The following is a 23,398-nucleotide window of genomic DNA, read 5'->3' as shown; positions in this document are numbered from 1 at the left end:
AAATTTGACACAAGACCGACAGAGGATAAATTTATTTCAGGATACCAAAAGCGATAAAGATATATACAAAGTCTAAAGTGGCACTAAACCAATCTGATACCGCAACTGCCGCTTTTTACTACGCCAACTGCTTGGCTCATCTCATATCCTGCTTCTTTTAGTCGCTTAAGAGCTAAATTTGCATGTTTTTCATCAACCGCAAGCAAAAGTCCGCCTGAAGTTTGAGCATCGTAAAGTAGCATATCAGCCTCCTTGCCGCTTACAAATTTACTAGCAAATTCGCGATTTTTATAACTTCCTGCAGGCAATAGTCCCATCGCTGCAACTTCTTTGGCGCTGGATAAAATCGGGACTTTATCAGCAAAAATTTGAAAATTTATATCAGCTCTTAGCATCTCGCTCAAATGCCCTAAAAATCCAAATCCCGTTACATCAGTCGCCGCATTAACGCAAATTTCGCTCATCGCCTCTACCGCATAAAAATTTAGCTGAGTCATATAGCTAACAGCCTCTTTGATTTGGTCTAAATTTAGCATATCAGCTTTTATAGCCGTGCTTAAAGCCCCCATCCCAAGCGGCTTTGTAAGGATCAACACATCACCCTCGCAAGCTGTATTATTCGCCCAAAATTTATTCGGTCTAACGCTTCCTGTTACGCTAAGTCCGTAATACATCTCTTTAGTCTCTATCGTATGCCCGCCCACAAGAGCGCCGCCGCATTCACGCACTTTACTTAACCCGCCTTGCAAAATTTCGCTTAAAATTTCAGGCTCAAGGTTGCAACTATCAAAACCGACGATATTTAGTGCGTTTATTACTTTTGCGCCCATTGCAAATATATCGCTTAGCGAATTTGCCGCGGCAATCTGCCCATAAAGATACGGATCATCGACAACAGGAGTTATAAAGTCAAGTGTCTGCACAAGCGCAAGCTCGTCGTTTATCTTAAATACGCTTGCATCCTCGTTGGTATCTGTGTGAGTAAGCAAATTCGGATGGGCCAGATCAAGCTTGCCGACACTTTTGTTTAGACCCGACGGGTCCAGTTTGGCAGCTCAACCCGCAGCGGATACGAATTTAGTAAGTCTTTTATCGTTATACATCATAGCTTTATCACATCGTATTTATCAAGCAGACTCACGACTTCATACGCGTTTGTCATCTCGCCGATACTTAATTTATCAACTAGTTTATAAGCCTCCAAACAGCTTCCGCAACTTAGAATTTTTACACCTGCCCTTTCAAGCTCTTTTAGTGGCGCAAAGCTGACGTGTCCTCGATCGGTTGTCATTTTAACCGCATTATTTACGCAAATCACGGCATAAGGCTTGGTTTCAAGCTGAAGAAGAGCGCCTATAAATTTACTCATAAGCCCTACGCCCACGGCTCCGCTTCCTGCGTGCTCTTCGTTTATATACACAACTTTACCGACCTTGCTAGGAGTTTTGCAAAGAAATTCATCAAAATTTTCACTCTTTATCTCAGCCCCGCTTTTAACGGCTCTAATTATCACTTCATCATTATCTTCGGTCATAGTAAATTTGATATTTTGAGAAGTTAAAAAGCGACTGATATTTTCTTTTGGAGCTACGGCATTTACTAAAATTTCTAAAATTTCGCCGTTTTTTAGCTCATTTAAGGCGTTTTTCGTGTTTATAACAGGCTGCGGACACTCTAAATTTCTACAATCTATTTGCATATTTTTCCTTTTTATTGTCTCTTCAAACCGGGCTCTAGCCGATAAACCTTGAAGCTTAGAAGTGATTATAACATTTTAAATTTTAAATAGTTAAAAGAGATTTGTGAATTTTATTAGAAATGATTTTAGAAGTGACGGCGCCCGGGTTTATTGAGCGCCTTTTGTGGTTGTTATTTGTTGATAAAGTTTTTCTCAAGCCACTCTATAGCTTTTGCTTCGCTTTCGAATTTTCCGCTCTTTGCAACTTGATTTTGACCCTCATAGAAGCGAATTCTGATACCGTCTTGAACGCTATCAACTTTTACTCTGGTGATCTTATCTTTGTTAAGATAGACTCTGTCGTTTAGTTTGATATACATATTTTCTCCCTTGTATAAATTTGGTTGTTATTTCTCTTCTTTTTTTATAAACAGCTCTTTAAAACGCTTGTTTGCATACTCTTCGATATCGGCTTGAAGCTGCTTATAAGCGTTAATAAGTTCATAAGCTCTTTCATTTAGCGTAGTTCCCGCGTTATCCCCGCCACCTTGCTTTGTGTTTACAAGATCTTCTTTCATATTTTTTTGTAAAATTTGCAAGTGATTCCAGCATTTTTTATAATTCATTCCTAAAATTTCAGCCGCTTTTGAGATCGAGCCAACTTGAGCTATTACTTCAAGAACTTCGGTTTTACCTTTGCCAAAGATTAATTCGCCCTCTGCGTTTTCTATCCATGTTTTAGTTTTTACTACCATTTTCTTGCCTTTTTTTTCTTTAAAACAGCCTAGCTTGCAGTACTTGACATCTATTTTATAATCTTTTAAAGTTGAGCGAATTTTCTTTAAGCCGACCCCTTGCGCCGCATTTCTTCCATCGGCGCAAAATATTCTTCTTTTATCATCTAAAAACGGCTCAAGCTTGGACAAAACCTCTACGCTTCCACTATCACAATCAAGCTTTCCAAACTGTCCAAGCTCGCAGTTATCGATCTTAACGCCGATATCAGTAGCTATTTTGCCAACTTCTTCTATGGGTGTGTTTGTCTTGGCTGAAATTTTAAAAGCCGAACCGCAATCAAGTCTGCCGTTTGAATTCAGCAGATCATTTATCAAATTTTCGACCTCTTTATTCATCCTATAATCCTCTCAAGACCGCTATAAACGTTCATATTTTCACCCCTTGCAAATCCGCAAAGAGTAAGGTTAAATTTACGCGCTATCAGCACTCCAAGGCTAGTCGGAGCCGTTCGTGAAATAAGTGCCGGTACTCCGTGCATAACGGCTTTTGCCACCATTTCAGAGCTTAATCTTCCGCTAACCATCAAAAACGTCTTGCCAAGATCAACTCCTGCTAAACAGGCCTTGCCTACGGCTTTATCAATAGTGTTGTGCTGAGCGATATCCTCTCCGATAAAGAAAGTATTTTCATCCACATAAAGCTTTGCCGTATGCACGCAACCAGTCATCTCATAAAGCTCGCACTGCGTGTAAAACTGTCCCATCTGCTTTAAAATTTCATCTTTTTTAAATTTGACATAGGCTTTTACGACTCTTGCCGCCATTGCCTCCGGATCGATGTTGGCAGTTTGTCCTCTACCGCATCCGCTTATGATGATAGCCTCTTCATCAAAGCGCTCCATACTCTTTTCATTTACCTTTGCGGCTATTTTGACCATAAGTCCGTCATCCTCAAGCCTAACTTCGCTTATATCTTTTGGACTAGCTATTATATTCTCGCTTATAAGATAACCTACGGCAAGTGCTTCTTGATCCACAGGTGTCGCCATCATAGCACCGAAGCGTTTGTCGTTGATCTGAATTTCAAGCTTGATCTCACGAACCAAAATATCATCTTTTAAAATTTGCTCATCACCTTTAAATTTGGTGATTTGCGTAGTATAAATCGGTTGCATCGACTTCCTTTAAATTTTAATAAAACATAGTTATTCTATTAAAATTTACATTTGAATTGTATTAGATTTTCACTTAAATAAAGCATAAAACTTAAACTTATTTTATATCGTAATATTGGGTATCTTGAAGCTATTTGTATATGATTTTTTAGCACATTTCTTAAATTTTAAATTTAAAGGGAATTTGTATCCAAATTCCCCTATTTATAAATTTAAATTTGACCTTTACTTTGAAGCTCTTTATACCAATAGCTATGAAGTATAGCCACCTCTTCTTCCTCTTTATAGCCCGTAACCATAGACCAAATCGCTCCGTGAATAGCGATTGCAGCCATATAGATATGCACAAAGAAGAAAGTAGCGCAAACTATACCAAGTATGTTGTGGATGATAGCTGAAAGTCTAAGAACCTCTATCTGACTCATTCCAAGCCAGCCTGCAACGTTTGGAGTTGAGAAGTCTAGGAAATACATCGCTGCTCCCGTTGCTATCATAACAAGACCGCCGGGAATCGCTATCCAATACCACGCCTTTTGACCGGCGTTAAATTTACCCGCAGGCACAGGTCGCTTAACCTTTGAAAGATAGCCACCCACTATCATCATCCATTTGATGTCATAGATCACAGGAAGCATTCTTTTTGTCCAGTAAATCATCATCGGAGGCACGGAAACCGCAAAGATAATAGTCGCTATACCGTGCAAATTCTTACAGACTCTAACAAAAGTTCCGCCACCAAATAGATCGCCCCACATCATGATTATGCCCGTTGGGACAAGCACTATCCAAGATACCGCCGCAAGAGCGTGAGATACGCGCTCAATCACTCCAAAAGCGTAAATTTTCTTTCCGTCATGGCTAAAATGCTTTGGACCTATGATCAAAAAGTGAAGAACAAAGGCAAACACAACGGCAGCAAGTATAGCAACAACGCCAAACGCGAAGTAGTCATTTCCTTGGATAAAAGTAAAAAGCGGACCAAATCCATCTTCGTAAGGCTTGATGTTTTCTACTCTGCCGGCAGCCCATATGTTGCTATCATATTGATTGGTGCTGGTTGCAGAACTAGCCATCAAAGCTCCAAAAGCCATAGAAAGAAAAACAAAAATTCTTGTCATACTCTATCCTTTGTGTAGTAAGCGATCTTCCAAGAAGGTGATTCTTTGATATTTTTCACGCCGTATCCTCTTGCGCTTACTCTATCTTGATAAATTTGCTCAATTATATCAGATTCTCCCACAAGCAAAGCTTTAGTAGAACACATAGCCGCACAAACGGGAACTTTACCCTCAGAAATTCTGTTTTGTCCATACTCTTCGCGCTCATGTTCGCTATTTGTAGGCTCAGGACCTCCTGCACACATCGTACACTTATCCATAGAGCCCTTAACGCCAAATACGCCGGTTTTTGGAAACTGAGGAGCACCGAAAGGACAAGCATACAAGCAGTATCCGCAGCCTATGCAAATTTCTTTATCATGAAGAACGATTCCGTCGTTTCTTATATAAAAACAATCAACAGGGCAAACCAAAGAGCACGGAGCGTCTTCGCAGTGCATACAAGCAATAGAAGTCGAAACTTCTTTGCCCACTACGCCCTCGTTTAAGGTTATAACACGGCGGCGGCGAACTCCCATAGGAAGCTCATGCGCTTCGTCGCACGCTACCGAACAACCGTTACAATCGATACATCTATCATCATCGCAATAAAATTTAAGTCTTGTTATCGCACTCATCTTACGCCTTTTCTATGCGGCATAGACCGCCTTTTGTCTCTGGAATTTGAGTAACTATGTCATAACCATAGTTTGTTATCGTATTTGCGCTTTCGCCCCAAGCGTATGGTTTGGTTCCCTCAGGGAAATTTCCCGTCATATCCACACCTTGCATAACGCCCGTAAAGTGAAACGGCAAGAATATCATATCAGGAAGAACCGAATGTACAAGTCTAGCCTTAACCTTGATCTTAGTTCCTTCAGGAGAGTGTATCCACATCATATCACCGTTTTTAAGCTGATATTTTGCCGCAAGATCAGGGTGTATATCACAAAACATCTCAGGGGTTAAACGTGCCAAATACATACTGGCTCTATTTTCCATTCCCGCACCGTTTAGGTTTACAAGCCTTGCGGTGATCAAATTTATCGGGAATTCTTTAGCAAAATCCTTGCTTTGTTGCAAACTCTCGTATTTTGTAAATACGCGGTAGTGGTTTGGCTTATCTTTAAAGCTTGGGTACTTCTTAGCAAGATCCGTTCTTGGAGAGTGAATCGGCTCTCTGTGCATAGGAATTTGATCCGCAAATGTCCACACGACAGCTCTTGCTCTTGCGTTTCCGTAAGGAGCGATGCCTTTTTGCACACACTTTTCGGCTATTATATTGCTATCGTCAGTTGCCCAAGTAGCTCCCATCTTGGCTTTTTCTTCTTCTGTTAAAGTAATACCCAAAACAGACTCTATATTCTCTTTGGTAATCTGAGGATATCCGCCTTTTACTGCCGAATCCACAGGCGCAGAGCCGTCGGCTGCAAGTTGATTGACGCCGTTATGCTCTAAACCGAAGCGATTTCTAAAACCCATACCGCCTTCGGCTACAGACCTATTTATATCGTACAAATTTGGACTTCCGCAGTGGCTTGTAGTCCAGCAAGGCCACGGCAACCCGTAATATTCGCCCTCTACAGGTGTGCCCTTTTTGCCCATAAGAGTTTTTTCATCAAATTTATCCCAGTTTTCTTGATGTTTTTTCAGTCTCTCAGGAGTCCAGCCGGTAAGTCCGATACTTTTTACTATGCTTGCAATTTCTCTAGTAGCAGCTTCAGGCCACTCGATATTACCGTTTTCATCACGGATAGTTCTGGTTAGCTCATCATAAAATCCTATGCGCTTAGCAAGCTCAAATAAAATTTCCTGATCCTGCTTACTCTCAAACAAAGGCTCAACCGCTTGAGATCTCCATTGACCGCTTCTATTGGTAGCTACAACCGAACCGCTTGACTCAAACTGAGTTGCAGAAGGAAGTAAGAATATATTATCTTTTTTGTTTGTTATGATACCAGCTTCATTTACGAAAGGATCGGCTAGTATTAAAAGCTCAAGATTATCAAGTCCTTCTTGAACCTTGACTTGCTGAGCGGTAGATGTGATACCGTTTCCTATTACAAACAGCGCTTTTAAGCTGGTTCCTGCATTATCTATCGGATCGTTTCCGTTCTTTCCGTCAAGCGGTCCCGCCCACCAGCGAGCAAGGGTAAAGCCCGGTTTAAACATCCACTCAGGTTTTACGAAATTTCCTTGCAACCACTCGTAATCAACTTTCCACATCTTAGCAAAGTATTTCCAAGAGCCTTCATTCTTAGAATAATACCCAGGCAAGCTGTCAGGAGCGTTTGCCATATCACTTGCGCCTTGAACGTTATCGTGTCCGCGAAGGATGTTGCATCCGCCGCCGCTTACGCCCATATTGCCAAGTATTAGCTGAAGTATAGGAGCTATACGAGTGTTTGAGCTTCCTATAGTGTGCTGAGTTAAACCCATAGCCCACACAACCGAGCCGGGTTTATTTTTAGCAAAAACTTCCGTTATCTCTTTAAGAATGCTAGCCTTTACTCCCGTTACATCTTCAACAACTTCAGGAGTCCATTTTTTAGCCTCTTCACGGATAAGATCTATACCGTAAGTTCTATCTTCTATGAATTTCTTATCTTCCCAGCCGTTTTCAAAGATTAAATTCATCATCCCATACATAAACGGTATGTCCGTTCCTGGACGAATTTGAGCGAAATAATCGGCTTTTGCCGCAGTTCTTGTATATCTAGGATCTACAACTATTAGCTTAGCTCCGTTGTTTTCCTTAGCTTTTAAAAAGTGTCTAAATCCCACAGGGTGATTAACTGCCGGATTTGAGCCTATTATAAATATAGATTTCGCGTTTTGGATATCTCCAAGGTGGTTTGTCATAGCGCCGTAACCCCAAGTATTCGCCACACCGGCGACTGTTGCACTATGTCAAATTCTAGCTTGATGATCCAGGTTGTTCGTTCCAAACATAGCAGCGAATTTGCTTATATAGTAGCTTTGTTCGTTGCTAACTTTGGCAGAACCCAGAAACATCACTTGCTCCGGATTTTCCTCTCTATATTTTTTAAGTTGAGCACCTATTCTGTCAAGCGCTTCTTCGTAGCTTATTCTTTTCCACTTTCCGTTTTCTTTAACCATAGGGTATTTAACGCGACAATGAGAGCGAACCATATCGATCATATCGCTGCCCTTACAGCAGTGTCCGCCTGCACTTACAGGGTGGTCTTGAGCTACTTCTTGACGAACCCAAACGCCGTTTTCAACCTCTGCTATAACTCCGCATCCTACAGAACACGCCGTACAGACGCTTTTTACAATGCGAGAATTAGAAAATGGATTTTTCATCTCCTCGCTGCTTGCCTCTCTAGTTACTCCGCTCGCGGCAAGTCCGCTAACAGAGCCGATAGCCGTAGCAAGCGACGCCATCTTGAGAAACGATCTGCGACCGATTCTGTTTGGCGCAAGTGTGCTAGGTGTATTAGCTTGCGACATATATTTTCCTTTTTTAAAATTTCTTAGATTTTATTAGTTTGCTTGTTTATAATAAAATTCCCAAGTTTTGCTTCTTGTATAAAGCACCTCGTTTTTCTTACTCTTTCCGCTTTTTAAATTTGAGCCGGCTGCATATGCCGCCCCTGCGGAAGCTACGGCAACGCTACCTGCAACGCCGAGCTTTTTTAAAAACTCTCGTCTGTTTTTCTCCATCAAATCTCTCCTTGTGATTTTAGTTTTCTAACTCTATTTTTCTCTCGTCTAATCATCTCAGAGCGTGCAAGCCCTGAGCTTTTTTTACTAAGTTCGCTATCGTTGATAGGTCTTGGCACATCATAGTAGATTCTTTCAAACTCTATGAAATTTCTAAGCAAAATCGCAACGTCTTTATAGATTTCAGAAGCATCATGCATAAATAGCTTATCGCAAAATTCATCTATGCAAGGGTTTATAATATCCTTAAAAAGCTCAGCCGAAATCTCTTCATACTCGCTTTTTCCATCTATCACTCTTTGTATAAATTCACTCATAAGCGTAAATACAAACCCTACGCTATCTTCGTTTTCTTTAAATTTCTTCTCATCTCTTCTAATATCCGTTTTTAGAAGCAGTTTTTTGATCTCAACACAGGCGTTTCCGACCTCATAGCCCTCATCATAATACGAAAATGTATTTCTAAGCGGTCTTGGCGGAGAGTGAAATATATCATCATACTCCTGCACTACGTTTTGCGGATTAGGCTCACTAAAATTTAAGCTAAGCCTCATAGCTGCGGCATTTGACTCCTCGTCCAAACTAGCCGCGCTAATAAGCCCAAGCATCTTGCTTACGCCGTCAAATCTATCCTCTTTAAAGCTAAATGCAAAAAGCCTTGAAAACAGCGAATAGTAAAGCGCTCTAGCAGCAGCTATATCAGAAGCGTTCGCCACAAAAAATCCTTTTAAATCATCTAGTCATCGAGCTCTCGCGCTTTTTGACAATGAAACTATACTACCAAAAAGCTTAGCTAATATACTTAAAAAAATATAAATTATAAAAATTAAAGTTGTCTTAAATATGCCTTAACAGCATAATGTTTAAATTGCGAATTTTGGGTAATCTTTATAAAAATTTAAGGAGATAGGATATAGTATATTTTGATAACAACCAAAGCAAAATTTAAACTTTGGCAGTTATCAAAAAATGTTGAATTTGAAAAAATTTAAGGACTAATTTCGTCTTTTATACTCTTCGTAACCAAATTCTCTAAGCGTTTTTATCTCGCCCTCTTTTGTCAAAAGGAGCAAATCGGGCAGCTTAATGCCGTTAAAAGTCGTATTTTTTACGATAGTGTAGTGAATTTGATCTTCAAATATCACTCTATCGCCGATCTTAAGCTCTTCATCAAATTTATATTCGGCATTGCCGGCATCAATTCCGACGATATCGCCTGCAAGACAGGTATTGCCGCCAAAACGATAGCTAAATTTACCGTTTTTACTCTCGTTTCTAACGGCGGGTCGATAAGGCATTAGTATAGTATCTGGCATATGCGCTTCTGTGGAAGTATCTAAAATAGCGATATTCTTTTCGTTTTCTACGATATCAAGCACGCTTGAGATCAAAAATCCCGTCTGCCAGCCGACCGCTTCTCCGGGCTCAAGATAGACCTCAACTCCGTATTTTGCACGGAAATTTTTAATCAAATTTATAAGAAGTCGGGCATTGTAATCTTTTCTGGTTATGTGATGCCCGCCGCCGAAATTTATCCATTTCATCTTAGGTATAAACTCGCCGAATTTCTCCTCAAACGCCATAAGCACAGTCTCTAAACTCTCGGCACTCTCCTCACAAAGAGCGTGAAAATGAAGTCCCGTGATACCATCAAGCAGATCCGCTCTAAAATTCTTAGCCGTTATGCCTAAACGGCTAAATCTACCGCATGGATTATACATATCGGTAGGCGCAACCGAACTTTCAGGATTTACTCTAAGTCCGCATTCAACTCCGCTTTTTAAGGCTTTATCTTTAAATTTTTGCCACTGATTAAAGCTATTGAAAACCACATGCTTTGAGATAGCCAAAATTTCATCAAATTCCTCATCTTTAAAGGCCGGGCTGTATGTGTGAATTTCGCCTTTTACAAAATCATTTGCAAATTTCGCCTCATGCAAGCCGCTGCAAGTGGCTCCGTCAAGATACTCGCTTACGATATCCATCACGCCGCTTAATGCAAAGCCTTTAAGAGCTACTAAAATTTTAGCTCCGCTTTCATCTTTAACACGCTTTAAAAGCTCTAAATTTTTACGCAACAAAGCCTCTTCGCAAACATAAGCCGGAGTTTTTACGGTATTTAAAATTTCATTCATTTTTATCTCTGGTTTTATAAATTTTTGATTATAAGTATATCCAAATTTAATAATTTTAAGTAAAATGGCGAAAATTTTAAAAAGGATATTTATGGTAGAGGTTGAATTCTTAGGACCTATAAAATTTGAAAACATAAAGCTTGAAGCCTCAAATTTGGGCGAGCTAAAGGACGCTTTAAAAGGCTATCATGAGCTTGAGCTTAGCGAGTGGCTTAAAATTTGCGCAGTAGCCGTAAATGACGAGATAATTAGTGAGCTTAACACCCCTCTTAAAGACGGAGATAGAATTTCTATCTTACCACCTGTTTGCGGAGGCTGATATGCAAATTTATGAAGGAAGTTTAGACGTAAATCAAATCACAAATTCTTGGTACGATGAGTTTAAGGATAAAAACTGCGGAGCTTTGATAACTTTTGTAGGTATCGTGCGTGAAGAAGGCGGTATAAGCGCGCTTAGCTTTGATATATATGAGCCGATTTTAGCTAAATGGCTAAAAAACTGGAAAGAAAAAGCCGCAAAAGAAAACGCTTATGTCCTCTTTGCGCACTCAAAGGGCGATGTAGCGGTACATACAAGCTCGTATGTAGCAGGAGTCATAAGCCCTCAAAGAAAAGTAGCGCTAAGGCTAATCAACGAATTTGTCGAGGACTTTAAAGCAAACGCTCCTATCTGGAAATACGACGTGATAAACGGCGAGAGAATTTACGCTAAAGAGCGAAGCCAAGCGATAAAAGGCGCAGGGCTTTTAGCTTAAAATACTACAATCTTAAATCAGCTATATTATTTTGATCAAAATAATATAGCTGATGATAAAAGTAAAAGATTTTTTATAGTTAACCTAAATGCATCAAAATAAAATACGTGCTTATTAATATACTTATTAAAAACAAGCCTTCAATTTAACCAAATTTAATTGATAAAGTCATAAAGCTCATGAACCCAAGTTGCTCTAGTTAGTCTCTTGAATATAACAATTTAGTGTTTAATACTAAACACTATAATCGCTTCTTATGGTATACAAATATTCTTTTAAATATTCCAAATAGTATTCTTTAGCTAACTTTACCATATTTGAGGTTATTAAATATTTTTCCTCTTGCTAAAAATCTTTAATTATTGAACTATATGCCTGTCAATATGTTTGCATTGCATTATTTCTCTGATATAAAGCAAGCTTGAACACATGATATCAACTTATAAAAAGTCTCTTTGCAAAGTATTATACTGACATGCATTCACAATACACAAGGAATATGGCGCAGTTAAGTAAATCTTTAAAAAGTAACTCCGAGCTTATAATTTTATCAATAATAAAAATATGCAAAAGACTCTAAAATTAGTCGTTATATTGAGCGCTCATCGCTTATTTTTTTCATATCCACAGAAGTTATTCTGCTGCTAAAAAATAAAGTAGTTAAAGACACTGCAAAAAAGGCGAAAAAGATACAAAGATTTAAATTAAATTTATCCGTAGCAAATAATACTATACAGCAAATACCTGAAAAGATTTTTACACTATATAAAAAATTGCCTAACGCGTCTTGCTTAAAACTAAGACTATTTACCTGGGAAATAAATACATAGCTAAGAGCTAAAAACATTCCTTGTAAAAATGTCTGTTCACTTTGTCCGATGTCTTTAAAATAAGGAATATTTACTATACAATATACACTTAAAGGCAAATATGAAAATAGAGCTTTGGCTAAAAAATTAAGTATAATATCCCAAAAAGGAGATTTTGCTTTAGGCTGGTTTGCTGTTTGTTCTATGTCATCTAATGCACTATTTGACATTTTAGTATATCATTCCTGAAACCGACATATACCTATAATAAGCAAATTCATAAGATACATTAAAGTATGTCATTAAATTTTCAACACTATAACCTATCATTATTAATTTTCTTACCTCATCATACGGCATAAGCAGTTCTGCAGCAAATGCATTAGCTTCCTGCTCTTCTACTTTGGATATTTCATCGCATATAAGTTTGTTTGAAAAATTTATTCGAGGCCTACTCTTATCACGAGAATGCAACATCCAATGTCCTATCTCGTGAGCTATTGAAAATAATTTTCTAGTCATAGGTAGATCATCTCTACGAATAAAAATAGTTTTTTGGTTTGGATCTAATAACGCTTCATCTGTTATCTTATCACTATATTCCGCTTTTAGATTTAGTTCATTTAAAATGGTAGCTAAATTTATTGGGTAAGAAAGATTTGTTTTGCTACTATTTAGTAGCATTTTTGCTTGTTCTATAGCTCTAGTATAATCGGCTACCATTTTAATTCCTTTCTTGCTTTATCCTTTATCAAACTAACTCAATATTACACAAAGTAACCTAAAAAGGATATAAAATACATTTGATGCAAAAATTTAAATTTACCTTTTAAAAAGCCCGACATAAACGGCAAAAACAAACCCCGCTATCACGGCATAAGGCGCATTTGCGGTTATTCCGCTTGGAGAGCTTGCAAGCATAAAGTTATGAGCAAAAGCCGCCCCGGTCATCATCCCGATAACAAATATAACCGAGTTTAAATTTCCCGTTCCCATCTGCACTAAATGCTTGCCCGGACACCCTTCGCTAAGGCTAAAGCAAAGCCCGGCAAGTGCCATTCCTAAAAAATTCCATATGTAGTCATTATGCGCGATAGGCTGATCTTCAAAGCCGAATTTATACTGCTCAAGGGCTAAATTTGCAACGCTTGCAAAAAATATAATACTAAGCAGCCCCGCAAACATAGAAAAATCGCCCTTATAGATGTGTCCTATCGCTCCTACGCTGCAAAATTTGCTCTTATGCATCAAAATTCCTATCAAAACTCCCGCGCCAAGCGATATCCAAACGGCTGCGTGCATTGAGCCAGGACCCTTTACAGAGGCAAAAAGCGCACCGTTTTCGCCCGCTTTAAAGCCAAATATCAACGCAGCAAATAAAGCCGCGGCAATTACTACAGGCAAAATTCCAAACGCCTTGCTAGTAACTGCTCCGCCGTCAAGCTTGTAGCCCAATTTCTTAAACATCACTCCAAAGCTAACTCCTGCTATAAGTCCGCCAAGGCCTGCCAGTGCGCTTAAATCGCCTCCGCCAAGACGCAAAAACGCCCTCCATGGGCAACCAAGAAATACAAGACATCCGATCATCGCAAAAACGCCCAAGAAAAAGCGCAAAAACGGCGAGGATCCCGTAGTTGGAGCAAATTCTTTCGTCCAAAGCACGCTTGCTATAAACCCGCCTATGACAAGCCCCATGATCTCGGGACGCATATACTGCACGACACTTGCTCTGTGAAACCCAAGCGAGCCCGTTATATCTCGCAAGAAGCAAGCTGCACATACACCCATGTTGCCCGGATTGCCAAAAAATACAAGAAGAGCTGCCACCACGCCAAGCGCTCCGCCGGCTACGATTTGCCATTTTAAAGTGTTCATGAAATTTCCTTGAGGATAGGTAAAATCAGCCTGATTTCTTAAACTTTATTTTAGCTTGTGAAAAATAAAAAGGTGATAAATTCCATAGCCATTTAAGGCTAAGATGATAAAATATGCAAAATTTGCGCTTTGCGTAAATCAACTCGTTATTTAAGACAAAAACGAGGTTTTAAGATCATTAATGCAACCGCCGGAAGGAAAAAAATGAAAGAATTTATGAGCTATGAAGCAAGCTTGGACATACTGCGCTCTACGATCACGCCTTGGGATAAGATTCAAAAGGTAGCCATTACCGAAGTGCTTGATCGCCATATCGCCACAGATGTAGTTGCAGCCGATAACTACCCGCCAAAACCGACTTCGGCTATGGACGGATATGCGTTTGCATGGAGTGAAAATTTAAATGAACTTGAGCTTATCACTGACCTTCCGGCAGGAACCGATAAGGGCATAAACGTAAGCGGCGCAAAATGCGTAAAAACCTTCACGGGCTCGCTTATGAGCGAAGGAACCGATACTCTTATACCCGTTGAAAACGTCGAAGTAGCAGGCTCTAAAATAATTATAAAAAAGCCCGTAAACAAAGGCTTTGCCGTGCGAGAAGTGGGCGAAAGCTATAAAAAAGGCGAAATTTTAATCAAAAAAGGCACCAAAATCGGCTACGCAGAAATTGCATTAATGGCCGAACTTGGGATGTTTCACATAAGCGTATTTGTGCGTCCTAGAGTTGCGATACTAGCTACCGGAAGCGAGATAAGAGATCTTGGCGAGCCGCTTTTAAACCCTGCTCAAATTCACAGCTCAAACCATATCGCAATCGCCCAAATGGTTCGCAAAATGGGAGCCGAGCCTATCATCTGCGAAATTGCAAAAGATAATGCAAACACCGTAAAAACAGCCATCATCAACGCCTTAAAAAGTGCGGACGTACTTGTAACCACAGGCGGAGTCAGCATGGGGGATTACGACTTCGTAAAAGGCGCGCTGAATGAAAATTTTAAACTAATAATAGACGGAGCGGCGATTAAACCGGGCAGACATATAAAAGTAGCAAAAAGCGAAGATAAATACATATTTGCGCTTCCCGGATTTCCGTATTCGGCGATGGTTATGTGCGTGCTTTACGTGCGAGTTTTGATAAATTCGTGGTTTAATCTGCCCGAGCCAAAAATAACTGCGATAATGGATGAAGATTATAAAAAACGCTCTCCGTTTTTGGAATTTACGGCTGCAAATTTAGTAAATCGCGACGGCAAAATTTACCTGAATTTAGAGGGCAAGAAGCTTGGAAGCTCCGCGATCGTAAATAACCTGCTAAATGACGCCGCACTTTTAATCATCCCAAAAGAGACCGAATTTATCGCTCGTGGCGAAGTGGTCGAAGTTCTAAAGATGGTTTAACGAAATTTTGCGCGAGGTTAAATTTGGCTCTTGCGCAAAATTTGCTTGAAATTAAGTTTTGGATTTTAAAAGATTCCAAAAGACTTTATGGAAGTCTTAAATTTAAATAATTGGCTAAAATTTTCGCGCTTGTAAAAGCAAAATGCAAATTATATCCGCCAAGCATGCCCGTAACGTCTAAAACCTCGCCGATGAAGTATAGGTTTTTAACACTTTTACACTCAAAATTTTCATCTATTTCATCTGTGCTAACGCCGCCTTTAGTAACTTCTGCGCGTTCAAATCCAAAGGTTCCCGCAGGCGCAAACGGATAATCAAACAACTTTAAAATTTTAGCCTTTTGTTCTTCGTTATATTCGCCAAAAGCCCTATCCTCTAGCTCGTTTGCCTTTAAAAATTCAAGCGTAAATCGCTTTGGAAGCGGCAAAATCGTAGAAAGTTGCTTTTTTGTACGGATTAAACATCTCGTATCAAAATTCGGTAAAAAATTTATCCTAACAGCGCCTTTGCTCCAAAACAAAGATGCGCTTAATACGGCAGGTCCGCTAATGCCTTTATGAGTAAATAAAACATCTGCGCTAAATTTTCGCCCGCTTAAAGCCGTTTTTTTATCTGAATTTGACTTATCTTGGTCTTTAAATTTTAAACCTAATATATTTTTTGTATTTAAAGAAATTTCGGCATTTAGGCTAACACCGCTTAAATTTTTAAACCAAAATTCATCCTTTTGAACCGTAAAGCCAACTAAAGCCGGAGCGGTTTTGGTTACTTGCAAGCCGAAATTTTGAGCGACAAGATAGCCTATATCGCTTGCGCCAAGAGCTTTATAACTAAGTCCGCCGCTTGCTACCACAAGACTTTTGGCTCTAAATTTCTGCCCGTTGTGGGTTAAAATTTCAAAAATTTCATTTTGGGATTTTGACAAATCGCCACAAACGCCAATTTCACAATTTTTAGAATTTGAAATTTTACTAGCACTCTTTACGTCGCAGTTATAAAATATCTTCGCTTTGTTTTGCTCACACAATCTTAAAAGCACTCCCAAAACGTCTCTGGCGGAGCTTGCGCAAAAAAATTGATTTTGCCTTATCTCTTTAAATTTAAGCTCTGCGAAGAATTCAAGCACATCGCAAAAACTTAAATTTAAAAGCGCTTTAGCGATAAATTCTTCATCGCCAAGATAGTTTTGTGAGCTTATGTAGCGGTTTGTGATGTTGCATTTGCCGCCACCGCTTGCTAGAATTTTTTTGCCTGCGCAGGAGTTTTTTTCTAAGATCGCAACCTCTAGTCCATGCAAATTTGAGGCCAAAAACAGTCCGCTAGCGCCTGCTCCGATAATTAAAACATCGTAAATTTTACTCAAATTAAAACCAAAATTTAGTTTTTAATCCTATCAAATAAAGCGGCTTCATCTATCATTTTAGAGTTATATTTGATAACGTAGTTGTTTGCGGTTTTGTAGCATTCAACAACCTCGTCGAGATTTGAAACAGCCTCTAAATTTACGTTATCCTCAAGCCCAAAATAGATATTTTTAAAAATAACGGGATTATCAAGCCATCTTAAAAGCACAAGCCAGATCACGCAAAGAACGATAAAAACGATGCAAAGCACATTTAAATCATAATATTTCAGCAAAGCTCCCGCCCCTATGCCGCCTATGAAAGTTCCCATAAACCCGGAAGAGTTAAACACGCCAAGAGCGGCTCCCTTTTCACTGACTTTGGCAAATTTTGAAGCGATTGACTGCATGATAGGCTCGTGAAGGTTAAACCCTACGAAAAACAGCACAACGCCGATACAAAACACAAGCTCGCTCTTTGCCAATGCAAAAAAGAGATAGGAGGCTATGAAAAATACAACTCCTACTACCAAAAGATGCTTGCCAAGACCTCTTTTTTCGCCTATTGCTCCGCCAAGCCCCATCGCGATGAAGCCAAACACGGTAGAAACTGCATAAATTTTCCAAAGCTCATCTTTAGAACCTCCAAAATCATGAACCAAGACGACCGGAATAATGAAAAAAGCCACAGACATAAGCATTTTTTGCATGAAATTTGTTAGATTCATTAAAAATAAATTTCTATTTGATATGAGCTTAAAAAATGGCGTTTTATCTTCATAATGCTGAATTTTAGGGTCTTTTGGCACAGCAGTATATAAAAGCACTATACAAAACGCAGTAAGCGCCGCACTTAGATAAAAGAGGCTTGAAAGTCCGAATTTCGCACTCATGCTTGGTGCGATAAGCATCGAAAGAGCGAAACTTACGCCGATAAATACGCCCATTATCGCCATCGCCTTGCCTCTAACTTCTTCTTTTGTATTATCGCTTATCATCGCAGTAGCAACGCCCCCGATAGCGCCCACACCCTGTATAAAACGCCCCAAAATCATCGTGTAGATATCGGTTGCCTGCGCGCAGATCAAGGCTCCGATAATAAAGATCACAAGCCCCAGACAAAGAGTGATCTTGCGCCCGAATTTGTCCGAAAAATAGCCAAAAGGTATCTGAAAAATCACCTGAGTTAGCGCATAAACGCCTATTAAAACTCCTACAAAAAATTCGCTTGAGTGCTCAAGCTCCAAAGCATAAACGCTGATAACAGGCAGTATGATAAATATCCCAAAAAATCTGCTTCCGATGATAAAAGACAGAGGCAAAACGCTTTTTAACATAAAATTTCCTTGATATAAAAGAGTGATTTTACCCTAGATAGGCTTAAATTTTTTATCAAAATTAGCTAAAATATGAAAAATTTTGCCGATTGCTATAGCCTACTTGCAGGATGGCAAAATTTAAATTAAGCCTTGAAATTTCGTATAAATTTGAGCGATTGACCGCACTCGAACGGCCAATAAAAGGCTAAATTTATAATACGCCAAAAGATAAGTCGCAAAAGGATAAAAAAGTGAAAATAGTTCTAGCCACGTCCAACAAAGGCAAGGTTAAAGAGATAAAAGATTTCTTAAAAGAGTATGAAATTTACTCGCTTAACGAGATTTGCGAGCCTTTCGATATAGCTGAAGACGGAACGAGCTTTAAAGAAAATGCGCTTATTAAGGCAAGAGCCGTTTATAATAAACTTTGCGAGCTAAATTTGCAGGATGAATTTATAGCTCTAAGCGATGATAGCGGCATTAGCGTAGATGCGCTCGGCGGCAAGCCGGGAATTTACTCTGCCAGATTTAGCGAGCTTGCAACGGACGAGGCAAACAGAGCCAAACTGATATCCGAACTAAAAGCGCTAAATTTACCTAGCTCGCGTGCTTACTACACGGCTTGTATCGCGATAGCTAGTAAATTTGGAGAATTTAGCACGCATGGATTTATGCACGGAACTGCACTTACCGAAGAAAGGGGCGAAAACGGCTTTGGCTATGATGCGCTATTTATACCAAACGACTTTGATAAAACTCTTGGCGAGCTTGATGATGAGATAAAGCTTAAAATTTCTCACCGATCAAAAGGGCTTGAGTTAATTAAATTTGTACTAAGGAGCGTTAAAAGAAATTTTAGATGATATTTTGCTTGAAGCAACACAAAGATTTTGCTAACTTGTAAAACAACTGCGTTTCTTTGATTATAAATTTCTTTAGTTAGGTTATTCGAGTATGTTATTAGTTTAACTTTAAAAGTATTATTCGTCTAGCCGGTTTTATATTGTTTTATATCTAATTCCAGCCATTATTTTTATACTTCGGATTTACTGAAAATTCACCCGCACCTATATCCAAATCTTTAGAATTTGGAATACGATAATGCCCCCATGCACACTTTTTCTCTATACTTGTTTTGTTGCTTATCCAAACGCCGCTAAATTGGTTATTAGAGTAACTATCCGCATCTTCTTCTATATTGTCATATTTTAAATCGCCGTTTTTATCTATATACCAACGAAATATCGCATATCCTTTAAATATTCCGCTTGCACTTTGTTTTGTATTTTCTATAAATTCATATTTTGCAATACTATAACCTTGCTCTTTTATTTTGTCTTTCATATAGTCATCTACACCAAATTTTTGCTCTTTAATTATTCTCTCATCCAATATTTCCAGTACCCCTTCAAAATCGCACTTATTGTTTTTAGTAAAAGTATAGCCTTTAATTTTATATTTTTTACTAGATATTTGCTTTGCGTCACCGAAAACAACATCTAATTTCTGATAATCATTGCCTATATAACCTATAAATTCATTCTTAAATAGCAAAATATCAGAGTAGTCATTATCTGTCTTTACAGAAGTTGAATGCTCTAGCTGCATATCTATTATAAAGTCATTGATCCATTTTGGAACACTGACAATTTCTCTACCGTATAAGCAAATACACAAAAATATAAATAGCAAAATTACTTTATTTGTACTCTTCATAATCTTCCTCGATTATTAATTTGCTCTTATCCAAAAATAAAATCAACTTCCGTTATCGCCTTTTAAGACAACTTCTACATCATATTCGGCTTGTTCAAATGTCACAATAAAACTAGCTTCATTAGAACAATCGTTATAATGAAGCTCTAGCATATTTTCACTTAATCTATTTAATTTAAAATAACATATTGTTTCATTTTTAAAATTTTCAGGTTTATAGCTATAAGTTAAATTTATAACTTCACCTACACTAGGCAATTTAATTTCGCCTATTGCTTTTTCATAAATGTTATAACGATTTTTATCGTCTTGTAAGTTAACAAAAATAGTCTTTAAGTAATGCTTGCAAGCATTTAAAATATTTATATCTTTGTATGAACATTTTAATGCTTCACAGCTATAATCATCTCCGCATATTGATTCTTGATAGTTATCTTTGTAAACAACATTTATTTCACTACTAAAGCTAAAAGCAAATATACTTGTAACCAAAAATAGAACTTTTTTCATATATTTTCTCTATTCATTTTTACCGTTTATCGCCATATCTTTTTCTCTTTTTTAATCCCTGAAAGCCTTATCATTAATCCATTTAAATTTATCTAGTTTAGAGCAATCTTCAAAAAACAGCAGTCCCGCCCTGTTCATCATCAATTCTGATGCCAATGTAGCAATTTTCATATATTATTTTAAATTCAATTTTGTTACCAGAAATGTTTTTAAAATTTAAAATTACTTCATCTATGTCATTGATTACTGCGAGCTCTTTGCCATCACAAAAAATAGCAATAAAAAATACAAAAGCCAAATTTATAAAAGTTTTTCATCTAGTACTTTCTTCGCTAGAAAACTCTGAGTCGGACACTATAGGCAAATCATAGTTTGTCCCATATCACATAAAAATACATAAATTCTGCGAAATTCTCTCTTTTGATCTTATGATATATCATTTACTATCGCTACCACTTTGCATATTATATTCAAATTTGATATTGCCTTTTTCGTCTATGAGGTCATATTGAACCAGTATTATGTAGATGAGGTCATCTAAAGTAGATGTGATATTGGCATAAGCATAATATCCATATTTATCTAAAAACTTCTCATAGTTATCTTTATATTCTTCTTCTTTATCTGCATAGATTCCCGGATATACCGAATTTAAAAAATCCTCGAATGCTTCTTTAAATTTCTCATAATCTTTGGTATAAATTCTTTTAAATAGCTCTTTATCGTTATTATAAACCATTAAGGCTAGTTTGGCGGTGTAATCTCTGTAATATGATTTTATACACTGAACGCTAGAGTATATATTAAATACGTCCTTAAATTCATAACTGTCGTCGTATTCTTTTTTACTATATATCAAACATCCCTTTTTACTCTCTTTAATTCTTTGTCTTGCTATCTTTAAAGCTTTATCTTTTAAATTAGGATTTTCTTTAATGATTAGTTTATAAAGACTTGAAAAATAATTGTCTCTAAAGGCTATGGATTTTGAGTTGCATATAAAATCTTCCAAAGAGTATTGTTTGAATTTGTATTTGCCTTTATCGTTAAAGCAGTTAAAGCTAGGGGGAAGTTCCGCTATCTCTCCATAGCCGTAATCATTGGTTCTATCAACATACCAACTTAATTGCCTAAAATCTTCATACATCTTATCTGCTGCTTCATCGGGATCTAAAATTTCCTCACCATATAAATTTAAACTTAATAAAATCAATACAACTAACTTAACAAATCTCATCTTTTATCCTTTATTTAAACATTTCAAATATATTAGCCTCTTTTATTCTTTATAAAATTCATCAGTTATCATATTTATGTTGTAAGAATTCATAAAATTTATTAAATTCTCTCAATAATTTTAAATCCATATTTCTTAACTTTTCCATAAATTCTGATTTTGTTATACTTTTTAATTCATCAGAAATTAAAATTTTATTCTTGTTTTTTTCTACAATAAGCTTTATGTTCGAATCAGATTGTATATCACCATAAATTGTATATGAGAAATTTCCATTTTTAAACTTATAGCCACGCAAATGTCCGTTAACAGTATTTATAATAATCTCAGGCTTCATTAGGATACTTAAAAACTTGTGATTATTTTTGGCAAGCCCAAAATATCCCGTATTTTTACATATAACATCTCCTTCACAATTAAACATTGGGATGGCAATCAAAAATTTTTCATTATCATAGTAATAATATTGCGCTTCTGCCGCCACTAAACTTGTTGCGATAAAAATAATATAGATAAAATATTTAAAAACTACCATCTCTCATACTTCCCTTCCGAATAAATTTTATATTCAGCATTTCTACGATTTTCCAATCCTTTATTTTGTTTTCCGTTTGATTTACCCCAAGCCTTCCATGCATCTTCCAAAGAACTATAATTACTTTTTTGTCCATTTATGATTTTAACAACTGACGAATTTTTAAATCCATTAACACCTATGTTATAACAAAAAATAACAAGAGCATCAAATTGATTTTGGGTCACATATTTTTTTATTGAAACTACTACTGCATCTTCATACTTTAACAAATCATTATCAAAAAGTTCACCGGCTTGTTCTCTGGTTATACCTTTTTCATATTGACTCCATTCTTTTTCTGAAATCAAGTGTCCGTAACCAATAGTAGCATGAATATTCCATTCTTTAATAACCTTACCTGTCTGGTCATCATACGGGTCAAGCTTACAAATTTCTATGTCTTTTAAAAAATTTCTACCCTGTTCGCTCATAAACAAAATACTCTCACTCTCTACTACCAACATCACCCCTTCCTCATCCTTTAAACCTACTCTTGCCTTAGCTTCGTTAAATGCTTTTATGAATTTGGATTTGTTAAGAGTATCTATTAAGTTTATTCCATAATATGCAGTTATGTTTGATGTTGAAGATAAAGGTGTTGTTTGATTATTTGCATTATCTAAATAAATTTGATATTTATTTTGTAAGCTTTGTTTATTTTTAGTGTCTCTTACATGTAAGTTACTCAATTTATATGATATTACCTTCATCATCAAGCGTTATTTCTATGTCTTTATATTTTTCATAAAATTTAGGAGCCAATACTTCGTTAAAGTATTTTTCTCCTTTAGGAGTTCTAGCTACTAATATATTATATTGACTCCAATCCTGAGGTTTATCCCAAGAGGTTGAGCTTAAAAGGCTCGAGTAGCCATCTTTATTATTTTCATACAACTCGTTTGAATAGTTTTCAAAACTATATTTATATATAAAATTATCTCTAAAATATTTCCATGCTTCATATCTAGAATTTTTATACTCGGACAAATAGCCGCTATCTTCATTATAAAAATCAACATACTCAGATAAAAATAGCTCTCCTATTATACTTATGTAATCACTTTCAAAACTAGGCTTTGCTTCATTAAAATTGTCATAATTATGATTTTCGCTAAAAGGAAACCAAAATATATCATCTGATTCATAAAATTTATTATCAGGAATACAAGCAAAAATTACATATTCGAAAAATTCTAAAATATTAATCTTGCTTACTGCGGGAGATAATTTTAAAAACCAATCCAATATATATTCATTTACATAATATTCATAACCATAATCCTGCATTGGCTTAGCAAAAGCTTGTTTACCTAGCTCATATATTATTTTTACTTTTTTCATTTTTACT

At 37.2% G+C, this 23,398-nt stretch carries 26 protein-coding genes; 4 read left to right on the top strand and 22 right to left on the bottom strand.

Features of this window, described 5'->3' with window-relative positions; genetic code table 11:
• Positions 1 to 83 precede the first annotated feature (83 nt).
• The 11 genes from selD to nspC all read right to left on the bottom strand — a co-directional run bounded on the left by selD (position 84) and on the right by nspC (position 10,509).
• Positions 84 to 1,103, bottom strand: coding sequence for a selenide, water dikinase SelD (selD, locus tag CORI_RS01350; RefSeq protein ID WP_173030501.1), 1,020 nt, complete (start codon positions 1,101 to 1,103; stop codon positions 84 to 86).
• Positions 1,103 to 1,699: a sulfurtransferase-like selenium metabolism protein YedF gene (gene yedF, locus CORI_RS01345; protein ID WP_173030500.1), complete on the bottom strand. Its 597-nt coding sequence runs from the start codon at positions 1,697 to 1,699 to the stop codon at positions 1,103 to 1,105. Before yedF ends, selD begins: the two co-directional genes overlap by 1 nt.
• Positions 1,700 to 1,869: 170 nt before the next feature.
• Positions 1,870 to 2,058, bottom strand: a complete 189-nt coding sequence (locus CORI_RS01340) for a sodium-dependent tyrosine transporter (protein ID WP_169941203.1) — start codon at positions 2,056 to 2,058, stop codon at positions 1,870 to 1,872.
• A gap of 27 nt (positions 2,059 to 2,085) precedes the next feature.
• Positions 2,086 to 2,811 carry a winged helix-turn-helix domain-containing protein gene (locus CORI_RS01335; protein WP_173030499.1) on the bottom strand — a complete coding sequence of 242 codons (726 nt, stop codon included), beginning with the start codon at positions 2,809 to 2,811 and terminating at the stop codon, positions 2,086 to 2,088.
• Complete coding sequence (gene fdhD / locus CORI_RS01330; protein WP_173030498.1) at positions 2,808 to 3,590, bottom strand: formate dehydrogenase accessory sulfurtransferase FdhD; 783 nt, start codon at positions 3,588 to 3,590, stop codon at positions 2,808 to 2,810. Before fdhD ends, CORI_RS01335 begins: the two co-directional genes overlap by 4 nt.
• Positions 3,591 to 3,802: 212 nt before the next feature.
• Positions 3,803 to 4,708, bottom strand: coding sequence for a formate dehydrogenase subunit gamma (locus CORI_RS01325; RefSeq protein ID WP_173030497.1), 906 nt, complete (start codon positions 4,706 to 4,708; stop codon positions 3,803 to 3,805).
• A complete protein-coding gene (gene fdh3B, locus CORI_RS01320) occupies positions 4,705 to 5,325 on the bottom strand; it encodes a formate dehydrogenase FDH3 subunit beta (protein ID WP_173030496.1) in 621 nt (206 codons plus the stop codon). Before fdh3B ends, CORI_RS01325 begins: the two co-directional genes overlap by 4 nt.
• A 1-nt stretch (position 5,326) precedes the next feature.
• Positions 5,327 to 8,161: a formate dehydrogenase subunit alpha gene (locus CORI_RS01315; protein ID WP_254064941.1), complete on the bottom strand. Its 2,835-nt coding sequence runs from the start codon at positions 8,159 to 8,161 to the stop codon at positions 5,327 to 5,329.
• Between the two features lie 33 nt (positions 8,162 to 8,194).
• Positions 8,195 to 8,374 (bottom strand): twin-arginine translocation signal domain-containing protein, encoded by a 180-nt coding sequence (locus tag CORI_RS01305; RefSeq protein ID WP_169941191.1) that lies wholly within the window; start codon positions 8,372 to 8,374, stop codon positions 8,195 to 8,197.
• On the bottom strand, positions 8,374 to 9,090 hold the full coding sequence (locus tag CORI_RS01300; protein ID WP_173030494.1) for a molecular chaperone: 717 nt from the start codon (positions 9,088 to 9,090) through the stop codon (positions 8,374 to 8,376). Before CORI_RS01300 ends, CORI_RS01305 begins: the two co-directional genes overlap by 1 nt.
• 279 nt (positions 9,091 to 9,369) lie before the next feature.
• Entirely contained in the window at positions 9,370 to 10,509 is a 1,140-nt protein-coding gene (gene nspC, locus CORI_RS01295; RefSeq protein ID WP_173030493.1) for a carboxynorspermidine decarboxylase, read from the bottom strand.
• A 91-nt stretch (positions 10,510 to 10,600) separates the two neighbouring features.
• Here nspC and CORI_RS01290 point away from each other — a divergent pair, with 91 nt between their 5' ends.
• Both CORI_RS01290 and CORI_RS01285 read left to right on the top strand, forming a co-directional pair.
• A complete protein-coding gene (locus tag CORI_RS01290; RefSeq protein ID WP_169941185.1) occupies positions 10,601 to 10,828 on the top strand; it encodes a MoaD/ThiS family protein in 228 nt (75 codons plus the stop codon).
• 1 nt (position 10,829) lies between these two features.
• Positions 10,830 to 11,264: a molybdenum cofactor biosynthesis protein MoaE gene (locus CORI_RS01285; RefSeq protein WP_173030492.1), complete on the top strand. Its 435-nt coding sequence runs from the start codon at positions 10,830 to 10,832 to the stop codon at positions 11,262 to 11,264.
• Between the two features lie 589 nt (positions 11,265 to 11,853).
• On the opposite strand, the gene CORI_RS01280 is transcribed toward CORI_RS01285, so the two are convergent.
• From CORI_RS01280 to yedE, 3 genes are all read right to left on the bottom strand, one after another.
• Positions 11,854 to 12,303 (bottom strand): hypothetical protein, encoded by a 450-nt coding sequence (locus tag CORI_RS01280; protein WP_173030491.1) that lies wholly within the window; start codon positions 12,301 to 12,303, stop codon positions 11,854 to 11,856.
• Position 12,304: 1 nt separating this feature from the next.
• Positions 12,305 to 12,796, bottom strand: coding sequence for an ImmA/IrrE family metallo-endopeptidase (locus CORI_RS01275; protein WP_173030490.1), 492 nt, complete (start codon positions 12,794 to 12,796; stop codon positions 12,305 to 12,307).
• Positions 12,797 to 12,895: 99 nt separating this feature from the next.
• Entirely contained in the window at positions 12,896 to 13,948 is a 1,053-nt protein-coding gene (gene yedE / locus CORI_RS01270; RefSeq protein WP_173030489.1) for a YedE family putative selenium transporter, read from the bottom strand.
• Between the two features lie 204 nt (positions 13,949 to 14,152).
• On the opposite strand from yedE, the gene CORI_RS01265 reads away from it, so the two are divergent.
• The gene (locus CORI_RS01265) at positions 14,153 to 15,349 is read left to right on the top strand and encodes a molybdopterin molybdotransferase MoeA (protein WP_173030488.1); all 1,197 of its coding nucleotides are present in this window, start codon (positions 14,153 to 14,155) and stop codon (positions 15,347 to 15,349) included.
• A gap of 85 nt (positions 15,350 to 15,434) precedes the next feature.
• Here CORI_RS01265 and CORI_RS01260 read toward each other — a convergent pair whose 3' ends face one another.
• Positions 15,435 to 16,712: an aminoacetone oxidase family FAD-binding enzyme gene (locus CORI_RS01260; RefSeq protein ID WP_216842250.1), complete on the bottom strand. Its 1,278-nt coding sequence runs from the start codon at positions 16,710 to 16,712 to the stop codon at positions 15,435 to 15,437.
• Between the two features lie 14 nt (positions 16,713 to 16,726).
• Complete coding sequence (locus tag CORI_RS01255) at positions 16,727 to 18,028, bottom strand: MFS transporter (protein WP_173030487.1); 1,302 nt, start codon at positions 18,026 to 18,028, stop codon at positions 16,727 to 16,729.
• A 233-nt stretch (positions 18,029 to 18,261) separates the two neighbouring features.
• Between CORI_RS01255 and rdgB the strand changes: the two genes are divergently transcribed.
• On the top strand, positions 18,262 to 18,873 hold the full coding sequence (rdgB, locus tag CORI_RS01250; RefSeq protein ID WP_173030486.1) for an RdgB/HAM1 family non-canonical purine NTP pyrophosphatase: 612 nt from the start codon (positions 18,262 to 18,264) through the stop codon (positions 18,871 to 18,873).
• Between the two features lie 151 nt (positions 18,874 to 19,024).
• Here the strand turns inward: rdgB and CORI_RS01245 are convergent, their stop codons facing one another.
• The 6 genes from CORI_RS01245 to CORI_RS01220 all read right to left on the bottom strand — a co-directional run bounded on the left by CORI_RS01245 (position 19,025) and on the right by CORI_RS01220 (position 23,391).
• Positions 19,025 to 19,726 carry a hypothetical protein gene (locus CORI_RS01245; RefSeq protein ID WP_173030485.1) on the bottom strand — a complete coding sequence of 234 codons (702 nt, stop codon included), beginning with the start codon at positions 19,724 to 19,726 and terminating at the stop codon, positions 19,025 to 19,027.
• A 42-nt stretch (positions 19,727 to 19,768) separates the two neighbouring features.
• Positions 19,769 to 20,236: a hypothetical protein gene (locus tag CORI_RS01240; RefSeq protein WP_173030484.1), complete on the bottom strand. Its 468-nt coding sequence runs from the start codon at positions 20,234 to 20,236 to the stop codon at positions 19,769 to 19,771.
• A 436-nt stretch (positions 20,237 to 20,672) separates the two neighbouring features.
• Entirely contained in the window at positions 20,673 to 21,473 is an 801-nt protein-coding gene (locus tag CORI_RS01235; protein ID WP_173030483.1) for a hypothetical protein, read from the bottom strand.
• 61 nt (positions 21,474 to 21,534) lie between these two features.
• The gene (locus CORI_RS01230; RefSeq protein ID WP_173030482.1) at positions 21,535 to 22,008 is read right to left on the bottom strand and encodes a hypothetical protein; all 474 of its coding nucleotides are present in this window, start codon (positions 22,006 to 22,008) and stop codon (positions 21,535 to 21,537) included.
• Positions 22,002 to 22,763 carry a lysozyme gene (locus tag CORI_RS01225; RefSeq protein ID WP_173030481.1) on the bottom strand — a complete coding sequence of 254 codons (762 nt, stop codon included), beginning with the start codon at positions 22,761 to 22,763 and terminating at the stop codon, positions 22,002 to 22,004. Before CORI_RS01225 ends, CORI_RS01230 begins: the two co-directional genes overlap by 7 nt.
• Positions 22,741 to 23,391 carry a hypothetical protein gene (locus CORI_RS01220; RefSeq protein ID WP_173030480.1) on the bottom strand — a complete coding sequence of 217 codons (651 nt, stop codon included), beginning with the start codon at positions 23,389 to 23,391 and terminating at the stop codon, positions 22,741 to 22,743. Before CORI_RS01220 ends, CORI_RS01225 begins: the two co-directional genes overlap by 23 nt.
• Between the last annotated feature and the right edge of the window lie 7 nt (positions 23,392 to 23,398).

The organism is Campylobacter sp. CCUG 57310 (assembly GCF_013201975.1).
In the GTDB taxonomy this organism is placed as follows: domain Bacteria; phylum Campylobacterota; class Campylobacteria; order Campylobacterales; family Campylobacteraceae; genus Campylobacter_A; species Campylobacter_A canis.
This window is presented reverse-complemented; position numbering and strand designations above follow the sequence as displayed.

What these genes read in the sequence shown, in the direction of transcription:
- fdhD (WP_173030498.1), bottom strand. Translation starts at nt 3,590, where the DNA reads ATGCAACCGATTTATACTACGCAAATCACCAAATTTAAAGGTGATGAG.
- nspC (WP_173030493.1), bottom strand. Translation starts at nt 10,509, where the DNA reads ATGAATGAAATTTTAAATACCGTAAAAACTCCGGCTTATGTTTGCGAA.
- CORI_RS01275 (WP_173030490.1), bottom strand. Translation starts at nt 12,796, where the DNA reads ATGGTAGCCGATTATACTAGAGCTATAGAACAAGCAAAAATGCTACTA.
- CORI_RS01240 (WP_173030484.1), bottom strand. Translation starts at nt 20,236, where the DNA reads ATGAAAAAAGTTCTATTTTTGGTTACAAGTATATTTGCTTTTAGCTTT.
- CORI_RS01225 (WP_173030481.1), bottom strand. Translation starts at nt 22,763, where the DNA reads ATGATGAAGGTAATATCATATAAATTGAGTAACTTACATGTAAGAGAC.
- CORI_RS01255 (WP_173030487.1), bottom strand. Translation starts at nt 18,028, where the DNA reads ATGTTAAAAAGCGTTTTGCCTCTGTCTTTTATCATCGGAAGCAGATTT.
- CORI_RS01220 (WP_173030480.1), bottom strand. Translation starts at nt 23,391, where the DNA reads ATGAAAAAAGTAAAAATAATATATGAGCTAGGTAAACAAGCTTTTGCT.
- yedE (WP_173030489.1), bottom strand. Translation starts at nt 13,948, where the DNA reads ATGAACACTTTAAAATGGCAAATCGTAGCCGGCGGAGCGCTTGGCGTG.
- CORI_RS01305 (WP_169941191.1), bottom strand. Translation starts at nt 8,374, where the DNA reads ATGGAGAAAAACAGACGAGAGTTTTTAAAAAAGCTCGGCGTTGCAGGT.
- CORI_RS01290 (WP_169941185.1), top strand. Translation starts at nt 10,601, where the DNA reads ATGGTAGAGGTTGAATTCTTAGGACCTATAAAATTTGAAAACATAAAG.
- CORI_RS01265 (WP_173030488.1), top strand. Translation starts at nt 14,153, where the DNA reads ATGAAAGAATTTATGAGCTATGAAGCAAGCTTGGACATACTGCGCTCT.
- CORI_RS01335 (WP_173030499.1), bottom strand. Translation starts at nt 2,811, where the DNA reads ATGAATAAAGAGGTCGAAAATTTGATAAATGATCTGCTGAATTCAAAC.
- CORI_RS01340 (WP_169941203.1), bottom strand. Translation starts at nt 2,058, where the DNA reads ATGTATATCAAACTAAACGACAGAGTCTATCTTAACAAAGATAAGATC.
- CORI_RS01230 (WP_173030482.1), bottom strand. Translation starts at nt 22,008, where the DNA reads ATGGTAGTTTTTAAATATTTTATCTATATTATTTTTATCGCAACAAGT.
- CORI_RS01325 (WP_173030497.1), bottom strand. Translation starts at nt 4,708, where the DNA reads ATGACAAGAATTTTTGTTTTTCTTTCTATGGCTTTTGGAGCTTTGATG.
- CORI_RS01245 (WP_173030485.1), bottom strand. Translation starts at nt 19,726, where the DNA reads ATGAAGAGTACAAATAAAGTAATTTTGCTATTTATATTTTTGTGTATT.
- CORI_RS01285 (WP_173030492.1), top strand. Translation starts at nt 10,830, where the DNA reads ATGCAAATTTATGAAGGAAGTTTAGACGTAAATCAAATCACAAATTCT.
- fdh3B (WP_173030496.1), bottom strand. Translation starts at nt 5,325, where the DNA reads ATGAGTGCGATAACAAGACTTAAATTTTATTGCGATGATGATAGATGT.
- CORI_RS01280 (WP_173030491.1), bottom strand. Translation starts at nt 12,303, where the DNA reads ATGTCAAATAGTGCATTAGATGACATAGAACAAACAGCAAACCAGCCT.
- CORI_RS01235 (WP_173030483.1), bottom strand. Translation starts at nt 21,473, where the DNA reads ATGAGATTTGTTAAGTTAGTTGTATTGATTTTATTAAGTTTAAATTTA.
- yedF (WP_173030500.1), bottom strand. Translation starts at nt 1,699, where the DNA reads ATGCAAATAGATTGTAGAAATTTAGAGTGTCCGCAGCCTGTTATAAAC.